18 protein-coding genes are annotated in these 18,183 nt (G+C 66.2%); 4 read left to right on the plus strand and 14 right to left on the minus strand.

Annotation, left to right across the window (positions count from 1 at the left end; translation table 11 throughout):
- Nucleotides 1-3: 3 nt before the first annotated feature.
- Both CAP37_RS07065 and CAP37_RS07070 read right to left on the minus strand, forming a co-directional pair.
- Nucleotides 4-1,278, minus strand: coding sequence for a c-type cytochrome (locus tag CAP37_RS07065; protein WP_086123526.1), 1,275 nt, complete (start codon nt 1,276-1,278; stop codon nt 4-6).
- The gene (locus tag CAP37_RS07070; protein ID WP_086123527.1) at nt 1,275-2,000 is read right to left on the minus strand and encodes a c-type cytochrome; all 726 of its coding nucleotides are present in this window, start codon (nt 1,998-2,000) and stop codon (nt 1,275-1,277) included. The genes CAP37_RS07065 and CAP37_RS07070 overlap by 4 nt, the downstream gene beginning before the upstream one ends.
- 75 nt (nt 2,001-2,075) lie before the next feature.
- Between CAP37_RS07070 and CAP37_RS07075 the strand changes: the two genes are divergently transcribed.
- From CAP37_RS07075 to CAP37_RS07085, 3 genes are read left to right on the plus strand one after another with little or no spacing between them, the layout of a single operon-like run.
- On the plus strand, nt 2,076-3,500 hold the full coding sequence (locus tag CAP37_RS07075) for a PLP-dependent aminotransferase family protein (RefSeq protein WP_086123528.1): 1,425 nt from the start codon (nt 2,076-2,078) through the stop codon (nt 3,498-3,500).
- A 17-nt stretch (nt 3,501-3,517) separates the two neighbouring features.
- Nucleotides 3,518-4,261 (plus strand): 23S rRNA (guanosine(2251)-2'-O)-methyltransferase RlmB, encoded by a 744-nt coding sequence (gene rlmB, locus CAP37_RS07080; RefSeq protein ID WP_086123529.1) that lies wholly within the window; start codon nt 3,518-3,520, stop codon nt 4,259-4,261.
- Between the two features lie 19 nt (nt 4,262-4,280).
- Nucleotides 4,281-4,670 (plus strand): nuclear transport factor 2 family protein, encoded by a 390-nt coding sequence (locus CAP37_RS07085; RefSeq protein ID WP_086123530.1) that lies wholly within the window; start codon nt 4,281-4,283, stop codon nt 4,668-4,670.
- Between the two features lie 13 nt (nt 4,671-4,683).
- Here the strand turns inward: CAP37_RS07085 and CAP37_RS07090 are convergent, their stop codons facing one another.
- The 6 genes from CAP37_RS07090 to CAP37_RS07115 all read right to left on the minus strand — a co-directional run bounded on the left by CAP37_RS07090 (nt 4,684) and on the right by CAP37_RS07115 (nt 11,080).
- The gene (locus tag CAP37_RS07090; protein ID WP_086123531.1) at nt 4,684-5,277 is read right to left on the minus strand and encodes a chromate transporter; all 594 of its coding nucleotides are present in this window, start codon (nt 5,275-5,277) and stop codon (nt 4,684-4,686) included.
- The gene (locus CAP37_RS07095) at nt 5,274-5,891 is read right to left on the minus strand and encodes a chromate transporter (RefSeq protein ID WP_086123532.1); all 618 of its coding nucleotides are present in this window, start codon (nt 5,889-5,891) and stop codon (nt 5,274-5,276) included. The genes CAP37_RS07090 and CAP37_RS07095 overlap by 4 nt, the downstream gene beginning before the upstream one ends.
- 40 nt (nt 5,892-5,931) lie before the next feature.
- Nucleotides 5,932-6,876: a helix-turn-helix domain-containing GNAT family N-acetyltransferase gene (locus CAP37_RS07100; RefSeq protein WP_086123533.1), complete on the minus strand. Its 945-nt coding sequence runs from the start codon at nt 6,874-6,876 to the stop codon at nt 5,932-5,934.
- A gap of 66 nt (nt 6,877-6,942) precedes the next feature.
- Nucleotides 6,943-7,686: a 3-oxoacyl-ACP reductase FabG gene (fabG, locus tag CAP37_RS07105; protein ID WP_086123534.1), complete on the minus strand. Its 744-nt coding sequence runs from the start codon at nt 7,684-7,686 to the stop codon at nt 6,943-6,945.
- 15 nt (nt 7,687-7,701) lie between these two features.
- The gene (locus tag CAP37_RS07110) at nt 7,702-9,855 is read right to left on the minus strand and encodes a 3-hydroxyacyl-CoA dehydrogenase NAD-binding domain-containing protein (protein ID WP_086123535.1); all 2,154 of its coding nucleotides are present in this window, start codon (nt 9,853-9,855) and stop codon (nt 7,702-7,704) included.
- 19 nt (nt 9,856-9,874) lie between these two features.
- Nucleotides 9,875-11,080, minus strand: a complete 1,206-nt coding sequence (locus CAP37_RS07115; RefSeq protein ID WP_086123536.1) for an acetyl-CoA C-acetyltransferase — start codon at nt 11,078-11,080, stop codon at nt 9,875-9,877.
- A 101-nt stretch (nt 11,081-11,181) separates the two neighbouring features.
- Between CAP37_RS07115 and CAP37_RS07120 the strand changes: the two genes are divergently transcribed.
- Nucleotides 11,182-12,345, plus strand: coding sequence for an acyl-CoA dehydrogenase family protein (locus CAP37_RS07120; protein WP_086123537.1), 1,164 nt, complete (start codon nt 11,182-11,184; stop codon nt 12,343-12,345).
- Nucleotides 12,346-12,369: 24 nt separating this feature from the next.
- On the opposite strand, the gene CAP37_RS07125 is transcribed toward CAP37_RS07120, so the two are convergent.
- From CAP37_RS07125 to CAP37_RS07150, 6 genes are all read right to left on the minus strand, one after another.
- Nucleotides 12,370-13,377 carry a catalase family peroxidase gene (locus CAP37_RS07125; protein WP_086123538.1) on the minus strand — a complete coding sequence of 336 codons (1,008 nt, stop codon included), beginning with the start codon at nt 13,375-13,377 and terminating at the stop codon, nt 12,370-12,372.
- A gap of 93 nt (nt 13,378-13,470) precedes the next feature.
- Entirely contained in the window at nt 13,471-14,100 is a 630-nt protein-coding gene (locus CAP37_RS07130; protein ID WP_256926900.1) for an ATP-binding cassette domain-containing protein, read from the minus strand.
- 1 nt (nt 14,101) lies between these two features.
- Nucleotides 14,102-14,785, minus strand: a complete 684-nt coding sequence (locus CAP37_RS07135; RefSeq protein WP_086123539.1) for a general secretion pathway protein GspB — start codon at nt 14,783-14,785, stop codon at nt 14,102-14,104.
- 21 nt (nt 14,786-14,806) lie between these two features.
- Nucleotides 14,807-16,504 carry an ExeA family protein gene (locus tag CAP37_RS07140; protein ID WP_086123540.1) on the minus strand — a complete coding sequence of 566 codons (1,698 nt, stop codon included), beginning with the start codon at nt 16,502-16,504 and terminating at the stop codon, nt 14,807-14,809.
- 83 nt (nt 16,505-16,587) lie between these two features.
- A complete protein-coding gene (locus CAP37_RS07145) occupies nt 16,588-17,154 on the minus strand; it encodes a polymer-forming cytoskeletal protein (protein WP_086123541.1) in 567 nt (188 codons plus the stop codon).
- Nucleotides 17,155-17,256: 102 nt separating this feature from the next.
- Nucleotides 17,257-18,171, minus strand: coding sequence for a crotonase/enoyl-CoA hydratase family protein (locus CAP37_RS07150; protein WP_086123542.1), 915 nt, complete (start codon nt 18,169-18,171; stop codon nt 17,257-17,259).
- Nucleotides 18,172-18,183: the final 12 nt, after the last annotated feature.

Below are 18,183 nucleotides of genomic sequence, written 5' to 3' on the forward strand. Positions count from 1 at the left end.
CGGTCAGCGCGATCCGCGCAGCTGTCGAACGTCCAGTGCGGTCACCGGCGCGGCCTGGTTCCCCCATTGGGTGCGCACGTAGGTGAGCACATCGGCAATGTCCTGCTCGCTGAGTTCCAGCACGAAAGGCGGCATGCCGAAGGGCCGGGGATGAGCCGCCGTGGAAGGACCGAAGCCGCCATTGAGCACCGTCTGAAGTGCGTTGGCAGGTGAGGCCATGAGCACGGCCCGGTTGCCCGCCAGCGGTGGATAGACGGCCACGCCCTCGCCCTGTTTTCCGTGGCACTGCGCGCAGTGCTGTTCGTAGCGTTCAGCGCCGATGCGCAGCGCGCGGTCTTCTGGCGCTTTCACCGTGGATGGGGTCGCGATCTGGACCTTGGGCAGTTGCCGGAGGTAACTGGCCATGGCACGCAGATCTTCAGGCTGCCAGTGCTGCGTGCTGTGTTGCACCACCTCGGCCATCGGCCCACTCACGCTGGCGCCTGGCGTGCGGCCATCCCGGAACAGCGCCACGATCTCTTCGAGAGACCACTCCTGCACGCCGGCTTCTGCGGGATCAAGCAGCGAAGGCGCGTACCAGTTCTGCAAAGGGATCAGGCCACCCGCGAGACCCAGCATGTCGGCGTTGCCGCTCAGTGCATTGCGCGTCACGTGGCAGGCACTGCAGTGGCCCAGGCCATTCACCAGGTAGGCGCCACGCCGCACCTCGTCCACTGCGCTGGCGTCTTTGGCAGAGGCGGTGGCGTCACCTTCCACGAAATAGAGCGCGCGCCACACCTTCAGCGCGCCCTGTGTGTTGTAGGGCCAGCGTAAGTCGTGCGCTGGCACGGCCGCGTCAGACGGCGGCAGGCTGCGCAGGTAGGCGAACAGCGCGTCGCTGTCGGCGCGGGCGATCTGCGTGGTGTTGTTGAAGGGAAAAACCGGGTTGAGCCAGCGGCCGTCGCGCGACTGACCGTGGTGCAGGGCGCGCCAGAAATCGTCGGCGGTCCATTCGCCCAGCCCTGTGGCGCTGGGCGTGAGGTTGCTGCCAAACACCGTGCCGAATGGCGTGCCCACGGCGCGACCGCCCGCAAACGGCGCGCCGCCGCGCACCGTGTGGCAACCCTGGCAATTGCCTTGCACAGCGAGGTAGCGACCACGCTCGATCGTTCCCACGTCTGCGGGGGTGGTGGCTGAGGGTGTTACCGCAATCGGCGCCGTGGGCCAGCTCATCCAGCCCAGCACCGCCACCAGGAGCAGCGTGAAAGCTGCGGTGAACTTCAGCAAGCGCGGGCTCATGGTCTTGCTCCCGGCGGGACGGCGCTGCCACAGCGCATCGGCAGCGTCGCGGCTGAAGCCACCACGGCATGCGCCTGTGCTGGTACCGTCTGCGAAGCCAGCCACGCGCTCACAGCGGCAATGTCCTCAGGCGCCAGACGGCGAGCGACCTCGGCCATGCAGTCCGGCGCGTGTGCCTTTCGCAGGCCCGTGCGCCACGCGCCGAGCTGGGCGTTCAAATAGTCGCGCGGCAGACCGAGCAAGCCTGGCGTGGCGGGCAACACGCCGGTGAGCGCTGCACCGTGGCAGCTGGCGCAGGCCGGCAGCTGGCGCGAAGCATCGCCGCGCAGCGCGAGCTGCTCGCCGCGCTGGCGCTGCCCGGCCGTGGCCTGAACCGGAGCAGGGGCGGGGTAGGGCACCTCCATCGCCGCAAAGTGCTCGGCGATTTCCAGCAAGTAGGCCTCGCTCAGCGGCTCGACCATTTGCGACATGAGCCGGTACTGGCGCTGGCCGTCGCGGAAGTTCAGCAACTGGTTGTAGAGGTAGCCCGCCGGCTTGCCCGCCAGGCGCGGGTAGTAGCCGTCGGGCGCGGCGCGACCTTGCGGACCGTGGCAGGCTGTGCAGGCCACCAGACGCTGCGCGAGGGTGTCTTCAAAAGGGGCAGGTATCGCCAGCGGGGTCAATGCCCAGCCAATGGCGAGGACCCACACACGCCACACAGGCAACGGAAAGCGGAATTTCATGGTGCATCGATCATCGCAAAGACCCATCTGATGTGCAATGTTCAGATATATTGAAAAGCAACCAGATCAGATGACATGCAGCAAGCGCAGATCACCCGTTACCAACAGCTCGCGGAAGAGCTGGCCGAAGGCATCCGCGCCGGGGCACTGCGCCCGGGCGAGCGCCTGCCCTCGGTGCGCCAGACCTGCCTGCAGCGCGGCATGAGCCCGTCCACGGTGTTCCAGGCTTATGGGCAGCTGGAGTCCCAGGGTCTGGTGGAAGCACGCGCGCGCTCGGGCTTCTACGTTCGCGCAAGCCGCCGGCTGCCGCGCGCGGTGCCGCAGGCAGCACAGCCGCGTACCGAGGCCACGCCAGTGGCCGTGAGCGAGCTGGTCTACGCGCTGCTGGATTCCACCCGCGATGCCGACGTGGTCCCGCTCGGCTCCGCATTTCCGGCGTCGCACCTGTTTCCGTTCGAGGCACTCGCACGCAGCGGCGCGCGGGCCATGCGCCGGTTGCCCGCAGCGCGCATCACCGGCGCTCTCACGGCGGGCGACGAGGGCCTGCGCCATGCGCTGCGCCGGCGCTACGCCCTGCATGGTGTGCCCCTGGCCGACAACGAGCCCATCATCACGAACGGCGCCATGGAGGCGCTCAACCTGTGCCTGCAGGCGGTGACAAAACCCGGCGATCTGGTGGTGGTGGAGTCGCCCACTTTTTATGCCGCACTGCATGCGCTGGAGCGGCTGCACTTGCAAGCGGTGGAGGTGGCGACCGACCCGCGCGACGGCGTGGATCTGGAGGCGTTGGCCGAATTGCTTGCGCGCCAGAAGGTGGCCGCCTGCTGGTTCATGCCCAGTTTCCAGAACCCGCTGGGCGCGCTCATGCCACCTGCCCGCAAGCAGGCCCTCGTGGAACTCCTGACGCGCCACCGCGTGCCGCTCATCGAAGACGACGTCTATGGCGAGCTGCATGCCGGAGCGCGCCGCCCGCCGCCGGCAAAAGCCTTCGACCGCGAAGGCTGGGTGCTGCACTGCTCGTCTTTTTCCAAATGCCTGGCGCCGGGCTACCGCGTCGGCTGGGCAGCCGCCGGGCGTTTTGCGCCTGCGGTGGAGCGGCTGAAGATGATGAGTTCGCTGGCCACAGCGCTGCCGCCCCAGCTCGCCGTGGCCGAGTACCTAGCGCAGGGTGGCTACGACCGCCACCTGCGCGGCCTGCGTGAAGCGCTCGCCGCGCAACAGCAGCGCGCATTGCGATTGGTGGAGCGGCACTTCCCCGCCGGCACGCGCGTCACGCGGCCGCTGGGCGGCTACTTTCTGTGGCTGGAATTGCCAACCGGGGTGGACACGCTCGCCCTGCACCACAAAGCGCGGGCATGCGCCATCAGCACCGCACCCGGTGTGCTGTTTTCCGCCGACCGCCGCTTCACCCACCACCTTCGCTTGAACGTCGGGCATCCGGGCGATGCGCGCTTCGATGGCGCGGTGCGCCGCCTGGGTGAGCTGGCCCACGGTCTCTGAGCATCGATAATCCCCGGATGTCATCCCCCAAAGTGCTGTTCGGCTTCCATGCCGTGGGCGTGCGCCTCAAGACCGCGCCGCAATCCATCATCGAAATCTATTTTGAACCCACCCGGCGCGACGCTCGCATGCGTCAATTTCTGGAGAAAGCGCGAGAGGCCAACGTGCGGCTGATCGAGGCCGACGGCTTGCGCATCGCCAAACTGGCGGGCAGCCATGGTCACCAGGGCGTGGCCGCGCGGGTGGAAGAAGTTGCGCAGGTGCGCTCGCTGGACGACCTGCTGGAGCAGCTGGAACCCACCGGCGTGCCGCCCTTGTTGCTGGTGCTTGATGGCATCACCGACCCGCACAACCTCGGCGCATGCCTGCGAGTGGCCGATGGCGCGGGTGCGCATGCCGTGATTGCGCCCAAGGACCACGCGGCTGGCATCAACGCCACGGTGGCCAAGGTGGCGAGCGGCGCGGCCGAGACCGTGCCCTACTTCATGGTCACCAACCTGGCGCGCACGCTGGGTGAGCTCAAGGAACGCAACATCTGGATCATCGGCACCAGCGACGACGCGCCAAAGACGCTGTACCAGGTCGATCTGAAAGGCCCGGTGGCGATGGTGCTGGGCGCCGAGGGCGCGGGCATGCGCCAGCTCACGCGCAAGACCTGCGACGAGCTGGTGAGCATTCCCATGGCGGGGGCGGTCGAGAGCCTGAACGTGTCGGTGGCCAGCGGCGTGTGCCTTTATGAGGCGCTGCGGCAGAGAAGCTGAAGCCCCAACGGGAGATCACATGACGATGGAAACCCTGGCGATCTGGCATGAACTGGTCAACACCCGCAACGTGCGAGGTCTGAGAGACCTGCTCGCCGAGGATGTGGTTTTCCATTCCCCGGTGGTGCACACGCCGCAGCCTGGCAGGGCGGTGACCACGCAGTACCTGGGGGCGGCGTTCCAGGTGTTCTTCAACGCCTCTTTCCGTTATGTACGGGAGGTGGTGGGGCCACGCGACGCGGTGCTGGAATTCCAGGTCGAAATCGACGGCATCACCGTCAATGGCGTGGACATGATCCGCTGGAACGATGAAGGCCAGATCGTCGAATTCAAGGTGATGATCCGCCCCCTCAAGGCGATCAACCTGATCCACCAGAAGATGGCGGCCATGCTGCAGGCCAATCAATAGCGGGCGAAGTTTCTCAGACCAGTCCCAGGGCGCCGAGCACTGCGCCGGCACCGATCATCCACAGCAGGTGCAGCTTCGTGCGCCACACCAGCACGGTGGCCACCGCCGTGAGCAGCCACAGCCGCCAGTCGCGCGCCGGGTGTTCGTGCGAACCGGTGAGCAGCCACCCGGTGGCGATCAGCAGGGCAATCACGATGGGCGCCATGCCAGTCTTGAACGCGCGCACGGCGCGCAGTTCGCGGTTCTGGTGCGCCCAGCGCGTGGCGGTGTAGGTGAGCACCGAGGAAGGCAGCAGGATGGCCACCATGGTCACCAGCACGCCCAGGAAGGCGAGCGCCCAGGCGATGCCACCTGCGCCAGGTCCACCGCCGGCGTTGAGGCCCACGTTCCAGCCCAGCAGGGCGACGAAAAGCACGTTAGGCCCGGGTGCAGCCTGCGAGAGCGCAATGGACGACGTGAACTGCGATTCGCTGAGCCATCCGTTCTGGTACACGAGGTAGCGGTGCATGTCGGGCGCGGTGGTGATGGCACCGCCCACGCCCAGCAGGGAGAGTGAAGCGAAGTGGGTGAACAGGTCGAGCCAGTTCTCGGGCGTGGGTGCCATCATGGCTGTGCGTCCTTCTGGCGGTCGGCGTCCCCGTCAGACAGCACGCGGTAGGCCCACACACAGGCGCAGCCCCCAATGCCCAGCAGCACCCACAGCAGCGGCCAGCGCAGCAGCGCAATGGCCACGAAGGTGAGGGCGGCCAGGGCAATGCACACACCCAGGCCCATGGCGTTCTTGTCGAGTGCGCTGATGAGTTTGATGCCGGTGGCGGTGATCAGGCCCGCGGCCACGGCGCCCATGCCGCGCAGCGCGTTCTGGGCGATCGGGTTGTCTGCTACGTTGCCGTACAGCACGGCCAGCAAAAGGACCACGACCATGGGCGCGCACAGCATGCCGGCAAGCGCGGCGAGTGCGCCTGGCAGGCCGAAGTAGCGCCCGCCGATCATCATGGAAAGATTGACCACATTGGGGCCCGGCATGATCTGCGCCACGGCCCAGTCTTCCACGAACTGCTCGCGCGTCATCCAGCGCTTTTTCTCCACCAGCTCCCGCTGCACCACCGCCAGCACGCCGCCAAAGCCTTGCAGCGCCAGCCAGGTGAAGGACACGAACAGATCGGTCTTTGAATGGGGTTGATGGAGTTCCAGGGGCGGGTTTTGCGGGGGCGCGGGCATGGTGGCGCTGATTATCGGTTCGACCCGACAGCCCCGCCGTTCAGAGCTTGAGTGCCCAGGTTTCCCCGACCAGGTCCTGGCCGTAGCCCCGGTACGGCTCGCTGTGCTCAAGCACAAAGCCGCGCTGGGCGTAGATGGCGCGGGCGGCCGTCAGGTTGCTGTTGGTCCACAGCACCATGCGGCGGTAGCCCTTGGCGCGCGCGAAGGCCAGGCACTCGTCGGTGAGGCGCGCGCCCAGGCCCAGGCCGCGTGCGGCGGGGCTGAGGATGAGCAGGCGCAGCTGCGCCTCGGTCTCGCTCTTGCGCACCACAAAGACCGAACCCACGCGTTCGCCATTGAGCTCGGCGATCCAGCCCCGTTCGTGCACCGGATCGTGCTGGCGGATCATGCCGGCCACGATCTCGGCCACCAGCGCCTCGAACTCGCTGTTCCAGCCGTATTCGCGTGCGTAAAGCTCGCCATGTTGCTGCACCACCCAACCCATGTCGCCGGGCCGCGGATCACGCAGCACGGCGGTGTGCGAGGTCGGTGTGCCTGGCGATTCCAGCAAGCTCTGGGCTCTTGCCAGGGCCGTTACCAGCAGGTCGCGCTGCGCCGCCGGCAATGGGGCCAACAGGCGGGCGGCTTCATCGCGCGAACGCTGCTGCAGCGGCTCGAACACAGCGCGACCTTCGGGCGTGAGGCTCAGCGCGAGTTGACGCGCATCGACGGTGGAGCGCGATCGCGTCACCCAGCCGGCCGCGCCGAAGCGTCGCATGATGCGGCTGAGGTAGCCAGCGTCCAGCAGCAAACGGCGCTTGAGATCGCTGGCGGTGCACGGCGCGTGGTGTGCCAGTTCGTACAGCACCCGAACTTCGGTCAGCGAGAAATCGCTGTCGAGATAAGGGTCGAGCAGGCCCGTGCGCTGGGTGTAGAAGCGGTTGAAGGCGCGCAGCGCGCGAACTTGCAGTGGGTCAACCTGGGCTGGGGTTTCGGGCAGATTCATGCCCGGGATTGTCTTCAAAGAAGTTTCTTTTGGCAACTGTTTTGAGGACCAAGGCAATTAATGGCCTCAGACCGACATGCCGCCCGAAACTTCGATCACAGCGCCGTTCACGTAGCTGGCCTCGTCGCTGGCCAGGAAGGCATAGACGTTGGCGATCTCTTCCGGGCGGCCCAGCCGGCGCAGGGGCACGCGGTGCTCCATCTCGCTGATCACCTTGTCTGGAATGGTGGAAAGAATGGGCGTGGTGATGAACCCCGGTGCCACCGCATTCACGCGCACACCCTTGGGCCCGAGTTCGCGGCTCCAGGTCTTGGTGAAACCGATCACACCAAACTTGCTGGCTGCGTAGTTGGTCTGGCCGAAGTTGCCGTAAATGCCGACCACCGACGACGCATTGAGGATCACGCCACTGCCTTGCGCCGTCATGCCGTCGGCCACCGCCTGCGCGCAGTGAAACACGCCGCGCAGATTCACGTCGATCACCCGGTCGAACTGCTCCAGCGTCATCTTCTGCAGGCGCGCGTCCTGCGTGATGCCGGCGTTGTTCACCAGCACGTCGATGCGGCCCAGACGCTGCTGCACCTGTGCCACCACCGCGTCCACCATGTCGCGCTGCGTCACATCCATCACGAAGCCCAGCGCCTGAACGCCGAGGGCTTCACACTGCTTCACGGCGTCGTCCACGCCCGCCTGCTTCACGTCGCAGACGATGACGGTGGAGCCTTCCTGAGCGAACTTGAGCGCGGTGGCCAGGCCGATGCCTTGTGCGGCGCCCGTAATGAGGCTGACTTTTCCTTCGAGTCGTTTCATGTTCTCGTTTCAGTTTCAATAGGCGGGTTGGTGCATGCGGATGGCGTCTTTCTCCGCCTGATTGAGTTCAAAGCCCTTGCCATACAAAGCGGCCAGACTCGCACACCGCTGTTCGAAGGCCTCGATGCCGGTGCCATAGATGAACTGCATGGCACCGCCCGTCCAGGCGGGGAAGCCGATGCCGAAGAGCGAGCCAATGTTGGCGTCGTGCACGCTGGTGAGCACGCCTTCGGCCAGGCAACGCGCGGTCTCCACCGACTGCCGATAGAGCAGCCGGTCCTTGATGTCCTGCAGGTTCCACGTGAGCGTGGGTTTCTCGAAGCGGGCCTTGAGTTCGGGCCAGAGGTGTTTTTTCTGACCGCTGGGGTAATCGTAGAAGCCGCCACCGCCGGCCCGGCCCGGGCGCTTGAATTCCTTGACCATGCGCTCCACCAGCCGTTCGCCGGGCGAGGCTTCGTAGGTCCGACCCTCGCGCGAGAAATCAGTGCGTGTCTGGTCCAGCACATGCACCGAAAGCGACAGCGCGGTTTCGTCGAGCACCGCCAGCGGCCCCACCGGCATACCGATCTGCATGGCCGCGTTCTCGATCACCGGCGCCGGAATGCCTTCGCCCAGCATGGCTGCGCCCTCCATCACGAAGGTGCCGAAGGTTCGGCTCGTGTAGAAGCCGCGCGAGTCGTTCACCACGATCGGCAACTTGCCCAGTGCCTGAACGTAGTCGTAGGCGCGGGCCACGGTTTCATCGTCGGTCAGCTTGCCTCGGATGATCTCCACCAGCTTCATCTTGTCGACCGGGCTGAAGAAGTGGATGCCCACAAAACGCTGCGGCTTGTTGCTGGCTTTGGCCAGCCCGGAAATGGGCAGCGTGGAGGTGTTGCTGGCAAAGAAGCCGCCGGCGCCCAGCATGGGTTCGGCCTCGCGGGTCACGGCGGACTTGAGCTCCCGGTCCTCGAACACGGCTTCGATGATCAGGTCGCAACCCTTGAGGTCAGCAACGAACTCGGTGGCCGTGATGCGGTCGAGCAGCGCCTTCTGATCAAACGGGCTCATCTGGCCCTTTTCCACACGCGGGTCGGTGATCTTCAGGCTATAGGCCTTGCCGCGCTGTGCGTTCTCCAGGCTCACGTCTTCCAGCACGGTGGTGATGCCGCGGCTGGCCTGCATGTAGGCAATGCCCGCGCCCATCATGCCGGCGCCCAGAATGCCGACGCGGCGGGGGACGTAGCGCTGAATGCCCTTGGGCCGCGAATGTCCACCACGGATCGCGTTCATGTTGAAGAAGAACGTGTTGATCATGTTCTTCGCCACCGGGCTCACGATCAGCCGCGCCAGGTACCGGCTCTCGATGCGAAGCGCGGTATCGAAGTCCACCAGCGCGCCTTCGACCATGGCGGCCAGCGCGGCCTCCGGTGCGGGATACAGGCCGCGCGTTTTCTGCTTGAGCATGGCTGGCGCCACGGCCAGCATGCCGGCGATCTTCGGGTTGGCCGGCGTGCCGCCGGGCATCTTGTAGTCCTTCTCATCCCACGGATGGCGCGGCCGCGGGTTCGCGGCGATCCACACCAGCGCGGCGGTGCGCAATGCCGCCCGCACGTCGCCCTCTGCGGAAACCAGCTCGTGCACGAGGCCGAGGTCGAGCGCCTCGCGCGGGTTGAACAGCTTGCTCTCCAGGATGTAGGGCTGGGCACCGACGATGCCGAGCAGGCGCGTCATCTTGGTGATGCCCGTGGCGCCAGGGATCAGGCCGAGCGTGATCTCCGGCAGGCCCAGCTGGATCTTCGGGTTGTCGACCGACACGCGGTAATGACCCACCAGCGCCACTTCCCAGCCACCGCCCAGCGCCGCACCGTTGATGCAGCTCACCACCGGAACGCCCAGCGTTTCAAGCGTGCGGAAGTTCTTCTTGGTCTGCTCGACCTCCTTGAACACGCGTGGTGCATCACTGGTCTTCAGGCGCATGGTGCCCTTGAGATCGGCACCTGCGAAGAACGTGGATTTGGCCGAGGCCAGGACGATGCCCTTGATGTTGGCGGCATCGCTCATCACCTGCCTCGTGGCCTCGGACAGGTCGAGCTGCCAGTCGGCACACATGGTGTTCACCGGTGAATCGGGTTCGTCGAAGGTGAGGGTGGCGATGCCGTTGGCGAGTTCGTATCGGATGGTTTTCATGTTGTCTTTGAACTCCGCCTCAGATGCGTTCCACAATCGTCGCGATGCCCATGCCGCCGCCCACACACAAGGTGGCCAGCCCGTAACGCAACTGCCGGCGATGCAGCTCGTCCACCAGCGTGCCAAGAATCATGGCGCCGGTGGCGCCCAGGGGATGGCCAAGCGCGATGGCGCCGCCGTTCACATTCACTTTCTCATGCGGCACGCCCAGCTCCTTCATGAACTTCATGGGCACGGCGGCGAAGGCTTCGTTCACCTCGAACAGATCGATCTGATCGATGGTGAGGCCGGCTTTGGCCAGCGCCTTGCGCGCCGCCGGCATCGGCCCCGTGAGCATGATGGTGGGGTCGGCGCCGGAGAGCGCCACCGAGACAATGCGTGCACGCGGCGTGAGGCCGTGCGTCTTGCCGGCGGACTCGCTGCCGATCAGCATGGCGGTGGCGCCGTCCACGATGCCCGAGGAGTTGCCCGCGTGGTGGACGTGGTGGATGCGTTCAACCTGCGGGTAGCGCTGCAGGGCCACCGCATCGAAGCCCATGCCACCGAGCTGATCGAAAGCTGGCTTGAGCGAGCCGAGCCCTTCCATCGTGGTGTGCGGCTTGATGAACTCGTCTTCTTCGAGGATGGTCTGGCCGAGAAAATCGGTCACCGGCACCACCGAGCTCTTGAAGTGGCCGGCGGCCCGCGCCGCCGCAGCGCGCTTCTGCGATTCGAGGGCGAAAGCGTCCACGTCTTCCCGGCTGAATCCTTCGAGTGTGGCGATCAAGTCTGCGCCGATGCCTTGCGGCACAAACAGCGTATCGCTGTTGGTCTGCGGGTCCTGTGCCCAGGCCCCGCCGTCCGACCCGATGGGCACGCGGCTCATGCTTTCCACGCCGCCAGCGACCACGAGATCTTCCCAGCCGCTCTTCACCTTCATGGCCGCCAGGTTCACCGCCTCCAGGCCGGAGGCGCAGAAGCGGTTGAGCTGCACGCCGGAGCAGCGCCAGTCCCAGCCGGCCTTGAGCGCGGCCACCTTGGCGATCACCGAGCCTTGCTCACCCACGGGCGAGACCACGCCCATGACCACATCGTCCACCGCGCCGGTGTCGAAGCCGTTGCGCTGCTGCAGGCGGGTCAACACGCCGGCGAGCAGGTCGACCGGCTTGACCTCGTGCAGGCTGCCGTCTTTCTTGCCCTTGCCGCGCGGCGTGCGCACGGCATCGAAAACGAAGGCTTCGCTCATGGTGTCTCCTGGGGGAATGCGGATGCCGCGAACGAGTATAGACTTTCGCCAAGCATCTGCTTTGTGATATTCCCCGACACAGTCTGATAGGTGACACCGCCATGATCGACCGCACACTTTTCAACCCCGACCACGCCGCTTTTGGCGACAGCTTCCGCAAGTTCGTGGAGAAGGAAATCGCCCCTCATCACGAGGCCTGGGAGGAGCAGGGTTTTGTGGACCGGGCTGTGTGGAACAAGGCGGGCGAAAACGGGTTCCTGTGCATGACGCTGCCCGAGGCCTACGGTGGGTCCGGCGCCGACAAGTTGTATTCGGTGCTGCAGATGGAAGAGATTGCGCGCACTGGTTTCAGCGGCATCGGCTTCGGCCTGCACAGCGAAATCGTGGCACCCTACATCCTTCACTACGGGACCGAAGCGCAGAAGCAGAAGTACCTGCCGCTCATGGCCAGCGGTGCCATGGTGGGCGCGATCGCGATGAGCGAGCCGGCCGCTGGCAGCGATCTGCAAGGCGTGAAGTCCACGGCCATCAGGCAGCCCGATGGCAGCTACCTGCTCAACGGCAGCAAGACCTTCATCACCAATGGCTGGCACGCCGACCTGGTGATCGTGGTGGCCAAGACCGACCCCGGCGCGGGTGCGAAGGGCACCAGCTTGCTGCTGGTCGAGCGCGGCATGCCAGGCTTTGAAAAAGGAAAGCGCCTGAAGAAACTGGGCATGAAGGCGCAGGACACCTCCGAGCTCTTTTTCGACAACGTGGTGGTGCCCGCTGAGAACCTGCTGGGTGGCCCGGCCATGGAGGGCCGTGGCTTCATCTGCCTCATGGAACAACTGCCCTGGGAGCGCTTGCAGATTGCCATCGGGGCGGTGGCCTCCGCCCAGGCCGCCATCGACTGGACCGTGCAGTACACGAAAGACCGCAAGGTGTTCGGCCAGGCGGTGGCCGCCTTCCAGAACACGCGCTACAAGCTGGCCGAGCTTCAGACCGAGGTGCAGGTGGCGCGCGTGTTTGTGGACAAATGCTGCGAACTGATTGCGGACGGAAAGCTCGACACGGCAACCGCGAGCATGGCCAAGTACTGGTGCTCGGACCTGCAGTGCAAGGTGATGGACGAGTGCCTGCAGCTGCACGGCGGCTACGGCTACATGTGGGAATACCCGATCACCCGGGCCTACGCCGATGCGCGCGTTCAGCGCATTTACGGCGGCACCAACGAGATCATGAAAGAGGTGATCTCGCGGAGCATGGGCATGGGCAGCCGGTGACCGGCCGCCCATCACCTGCAAGGTTTACTTCTTCGCAGCTTCGCCCAGACGGCGACCGAGGGAAAGCGCATAGGGCGCTGCACGTGCGTTCAGCACCGGGTCGGCCGAAGGCTTGATGCCGGCCGGCAGCACCACCGGGTTGAAGGTCATGGCATCGCAGGCTCCGCCCATGCCGTCGGCCACCTTGTCGATCACCAGCTTGCCGGCCGACACCACCCGCCGCGCGTCGGGCCAGGTCAGGGTGGGATCCGTCAGGTTGTCGCCGGCTTCAGCGAGTTGAAGACGGAAGTCGAAACTCACCGGCGCTTTCGCCACACGCTCGCGCAGCTCGCCCGCCAGGAACTCGTCACCCATGCTTTTAAGCTGATCCTCGGTCAGGCCCAGGGTGCCAGCATCAGGCACAAACTGCCAACGTGCAAAGCGGCTTTTGCCGGGCGCGGCCTCGAACTCGAACGCGTTCACACCCCAGTAATTCACCGCACCGTAGCTGGCAGGGACGGGGGCCTGCGCGAGGTAGGCCGCCTGTCGCAACGTGTCCGGGTTGGCGGCGTTGAAGGCCTTGAGCTTTTCTGCATCGGGCTTGCCGGTGGCCGGGTCTGCCGTGCGGGCCTGTACGAATGGCGCGAACTGCTCGGGCTTGCTCACGAAGAAAACCGGTGCAGAGATGTTGGCCATCTGCCATTGCTCGCCACCAGGCAACTGGAACTGCAGTGCGAGCCCGCGCACGGACTTGCTCTTGTCGCTGGCCTTGGGGCTGCCACCGCCGACCGAGAAGCGCGCCACCACCGGCACTTTTTCGCCCTTGAAGACGCTGGCGCGAGACAGTTCGCGACCGGCGGCATTGCCCACGAAATGGCCGCTGGCGCAAATGCCTTTGGCGCCCGAGCGCCGGAAGCCGGGCTGCGGGCCGGCCAGACCTTCGAGCGCATTGACCTGCGCTTCGGCAGGTGATGCCTGGGCGATGGCGACTGGGGAAAGTAGCGAACTGCCCAGAGCGGCAGATGCGGCAGCGGCAAGAAGCAGGGGTTTCATCGTGAGCGACCTTTGCGTAAAGAGTGCGGTGGAGCGGGGCGCGACCACCTGTGCAGTGGTCGGGCGCAGTCGCAACTTCTTACAGAAAAGTCGTCAGATCTCGATCTTTCTCGTGAGCAACACGCCCTCTGGCGCTTCGTGGTCTGCCAGCAGCCAGGCGCGGCTGGTGTGGCTGCTGGCGTCCTGGAGCAGCTCCCGAAGGAAGCGAGCGGAAGGCGCGTCCAGCGCCGCGAAAGGCTGGTCGATCAGCGTGAGCGGAGTGCCCGCCGAAAACGCAGCGGTGAGCCACACCTTGCGCCGGCTGCCGGTGGAGAGCATGTACATCGGCTTGCCCAGGTGTGGCCTCAGGCCGAAGCCGTCCACGAGCTCGTTGAAGGTGTCGTTGTCGAACCGGGGGTAGTGGCGGCTGAGGCTTTCCAGGTAGCCGCCTGCGGCAAGCGCGTCGTGGGCTTCGGTCTGTGGGTCGATCCAGAACACGCGGTGGCGGTAGGCATCGTGCTGTTCGTGCAGACGAACGCCTTGAATGCTCAGCGTGCCTGCCTCGGGCAGCAGCGCGCCGGCGATCAGACCCAGCAGGCTGCTCTTGCCACTGCCGTCATCGCCGCGCACCAGGCTCACGCCCGGTGGCAGATCGAACGACAGATCGTGGAACAGGGGTCGGCCGGGCCAGCCAAAGCGCAGGCCCTTCACCTGCAGCACGGGATCGATGGGATCGGCGTTCACATCAATAGCCGATGGAGTAGCGCAAGCCCTGGTGGTTGAGCACGGCACTGCGCTGGCCAATGGTTTCCAGCTTGAGCCCGGGCGCTATCTCCTGGCCTTCCTGCACCACCTTGCCGTTGACGATCAGCATGCGCACCGCGGCGTCCTTGGAGTAGGTGGCACCGCTCACGCTGACGGCGGGCAGTTGGGCGCGCACTTCGGGCGACAACTCGGCGAAACTGCGCACCGCGCCAGCGGGTGAAACCTCGGCAGCTGCCGGCGTGACCGAGGGCGCCGACGCCGGTGCGCTGGCGGAAGGGGCGGGCGCTTTCTTGCTGGCCGTTGCGGTGGCTGTTGCGGGTCTGGCGGGTGCGGCGGGTTCGGGGCGCGGCGGGGCGAGGATCGGCAGCACCGGTTCCGGCTGGGCCGCCGTCTGCGCAGGAGGCGGTGCCTCGCGCATGGTGGGGGCAGGGCGCTCAGTGGCAGGCGTGGAGGTGGACTGCAGGGATGGAGGCTGCCACCACCAGAGCGCCAGCACCACGCACAAGCCCAGGGCCGCTGCCAGCACCACATGCCAGGGGCGCAAGCGCCGAGCCTGTACTGGCTTGCGGCTGGCCGGTGGCACCCGCTGGCTGTTGAGGCCTGGCACGTGGCCGCGTTCGCGTTCTGCGTCGGCGCGCTGGAGGGCGTCAAGAATGTAGGACATGGCGGGCTCGGGTGTTCGGGCTCAGGAGCCGGGCACGGACAGGCGAGGCTCGTCGACGCCGCTCGCCAGGTTCACCTGCATGAAAGTGATGGGGCCGGCCAGCCCGGCTGGATCGATGCCGTTGACACGCTGGAAAGCCTGAATGCGGGCGGTGAGGTTGTTGGCCGTGGGCGGCACCTTGCCGATGGCCTGCAGGCCGGCGATGCGGCTGCCCAGCCATTCGCCAGCGGGGCCAGTGCGCCCGTCCACCAGACGGCCCTTCTGGCCAGGCGGCGTGCGCCAGAGCGTGGCGAAGTCGCCGCGCCAGATGTCGGCCAGCGCAGCCAGCGGCATGGCCCAGCGCTGACCCTGGGCCTGCAGGGTGATGGTGTCGCCGGCGAGGGCGGTGACGAGCGCGAGGCCAGTCCCTTCAGGCAGCCTCAGGGTGACGATGCCGGGGCGATCAAGCTGGCGCATGCCACTGAGGGTGAGGCGGTCGGTTCGGTAGCACTGCAGCTCGGCGCGCTGGGCGGTGGCACAGGGTTCCCCCGCCTCCAGCGCCTGCCCCCACAAGGGACCTAGTTCACGCAGCGCGGCGACCTCGGTGCTGTGCAGACTGGTAGCCGGCGGCGGCCCGCTGGGCAGCACGGGTGCGGTGGGAGCCGGCGCGCTCGCAGAGTCTGCAGGCACCAGCGCGGTGGCGGGCTGGCTGGCCGCCGGGGCCGCAGGTTTCGCTTGGGCCAACGCGGGCGTCTCGCTCGGCGTGGCGACGCCGGCGCGGCTGTGTTGCAGGTTCCACAACCAGAAAGCGGCGCCCGCGACCAGCACACCCGCCAGCACGCCGGCACCCAGCACCCGCAGGGACGAGGTGCGCGTCTGGGCGCGCGCGGCGCGACGGCGGGCCACCGGCGCTGGGGCATCGGATTCAAAGACCTCTCGCGCCGCCTTGTCCACCACCGCGCGGTCCACACGGGGCTGGTTCGTGGCGTAGGCGCCGAGCAGCGCGCGATCGCACAACAGGTTGATGCGCCGCGGCACACCGCGCGCGAGTTCGTGAACGCGCTGGATGGCCTGGCTGGAAAACGGCAGCGGACCGCGCAGGCCGGCGACCTGCATGCGGTGCTGGATGTACTGGCGGGTCTCGGCTTCGTTGAGCGCACCGAGGTGAAAACGCGCAATCACCCGCTGGGCGAGCTGTTCCAGCTCGGGCCGCGCGATGACCGTGCGCAGCTCAGGCTGACCGATCAGGATGATCTGCAGCAGCTTGCGCTCGCTGGTTTCCAGATTGGTCAGCAGGCGCAATTGCTCCAGCACATGGGGCGTGAGGTTCTGTGCTTCATCGATGATGAGCACGTTGCGTTCGCCTTCGGCGTGGCTCTTGAGCAGGTACTCGTTGAGCGGGTCGAGGTAGTCCTTGATGGTGGCTGGCCCGATGCCTTCGTGACGCACCTCGATATTGAACTCGTGGCAGATGGTCTTGAGGAGATCGCCGACGGTGAGTTTCGGGTTGAAGATGTAAGCCACCCGGCAGCGCTCCGGGATCTGCTCCAGGAAGCAGCGGCAGATGGTGGTCTTGCCAGCGCCAATTTCGCCGCTGAGCAGCACGAAGCCACCGCCACCCCGAATACCGTAAAGCAGGTGCGCCAATGCCTCGCGGTGACGCTCGCTCATGAAGAGGTAGCGCGGGTCCGGTGCAATGGAGAACGGGTCTTGCTTCAACCCGAAGAATTCGGCGTACATGCCCCCGAGCATAACGGTGCGCTCTGGGGCGGGCAACGCCGGGCGGTCAGGGTGCGACCGCTCCGGCGTGCCGGAGGCGCGGATCAGGCCGCCAGCGCCATGGCGTGTTGCTTGTTCGTCTGCGTCTTGCTGGACGAGGTCACGGTGCACTCGATGTCGCCGGAGAGCTGGCCGCCTTCCTCGATCACGACCTTGCCGTAGCGGATCTTGCCAGTGACCTTGCCGGTGGCGTAGATCACCAGCTTCTGGCGCACGGTGAGGTTGCCGTCGAAAGTGCCACGGATTTCGGCGATGTCGATTTCCACCGAGCCCTTGAAGGCGCCTTGCTCGGCGATCTGGATCACGCGCGAATCCATGGTGGCTTCCACCAGGCCTTCGACCACCAGGGTGTCGCAATCGGTAATCTCGACACCCTTGAGCTTGATGTTGGGGCCGACGGTGAGCTTGCTGCCGCCTTCGGGCATTTTGGTGCTTTCGGGGGACGAGAGGGGCAGGTCCAGATCCGGCGTGGCGGCGGCGCTCGGCTGCGCGGGGGTCGGTGCCTGGGCACTCGACGGGCTGGTGCCGGGTTGGCCATACCGTTGCGTGGCCATGCCGGTGTTGAGGGATTTGGGTTGTTCGGTTTCGCGTTTACCAAAATGCAGTGCCATGCCAGCTCCTTCAAAAAGTGAAGCGGCCATGCTATGCGGGGCGCAGCTTACATTCAGACAGGTACCGTAAGAGGGGTAACGAGATGAACCGTACATGCGGTTTCATTTTTCCGCAGCATCCCTCTTGCGCTTTTCGATTTCGCGCACCAGCGCACGAGCCTCTTCGCCCTCCGGAATCGGGCGACCGCTGTCTCTCCACTGCACCGCGTCCTTGAAGCCGGCCTCCTGCGCGTGGCGCCGGAACCAGAGGCCTTCGGGGTTGTGCCGGGTGATGCCGTCGAACAGTGTGGCCATGGTCTGTGCCTGCTCCAGGCCCATGGTGAGCATGACCTGGTTGACGACCAGCTTGTGCATGGCCAGATGAGAGCGCGGCACACCCGCAATGCGGTTGGCCAGTGCCATCACGGCGTCTTCCAGTTGTGCCGCAGGCACGGCCTCGTTGGCCAGGCCCCAGGCGGCGGCAGTGCGGCCGTCGATCACGTTGCCGGTGAACATCATCTGCTTGGCGCGCGCGGCACCCAGCCGGTAGGTCCACATGGCGGTGGTGGGGCAGCCCCACACCCGGGTAGGCATGTAGCCGATGCGGGCGTCTTCGGCCATGACCAGCAGATCGCAGCACAGCGCAATGTCGCTGCCGCCGGCCACCGCCGCGCCATGCACTTTCGCGATGGTCGGTTTCGCACTGCGCCAGAGCGCCATGAAGTCCTCGGTGTTGCGCTTCATGAAAGCGTAGTCGTCCATCGGGTCCCAGGGGTGTCGTTCCTGCTGGCAAGGGTGGTCAATCTCACCCTCGCCGAACATCGACAGGTCGTAGCCGCCGCAGAAGCCCTTGCCTGCACCTTCGACCACGATCACGTGCACCTTGTCTTCGGCATTGGCCCATTCCACCGCCGCACGGATTTCGCGTGGCATTTCGTCGTTGATGGCGTTCAGGCGCTCGGGTCGGTTGAGCAGCAATCGCGCGACGCGCGGGTTGGTGGCGTCCGGTTCGATGCGCAGCGTGCTGAAGTGTGGCATGAAGGTCTCCTT

Origin of the sequence: Hydrogenophaga sp. IBVHS1, from assembly GCF_002127265.1 — a bacterium.
GTDB lineage: Bacteria > Pseudomonadota > Gammaproteobacteria > Burkholderiales > Burkholderiaceae_C > Hydrogenophaga.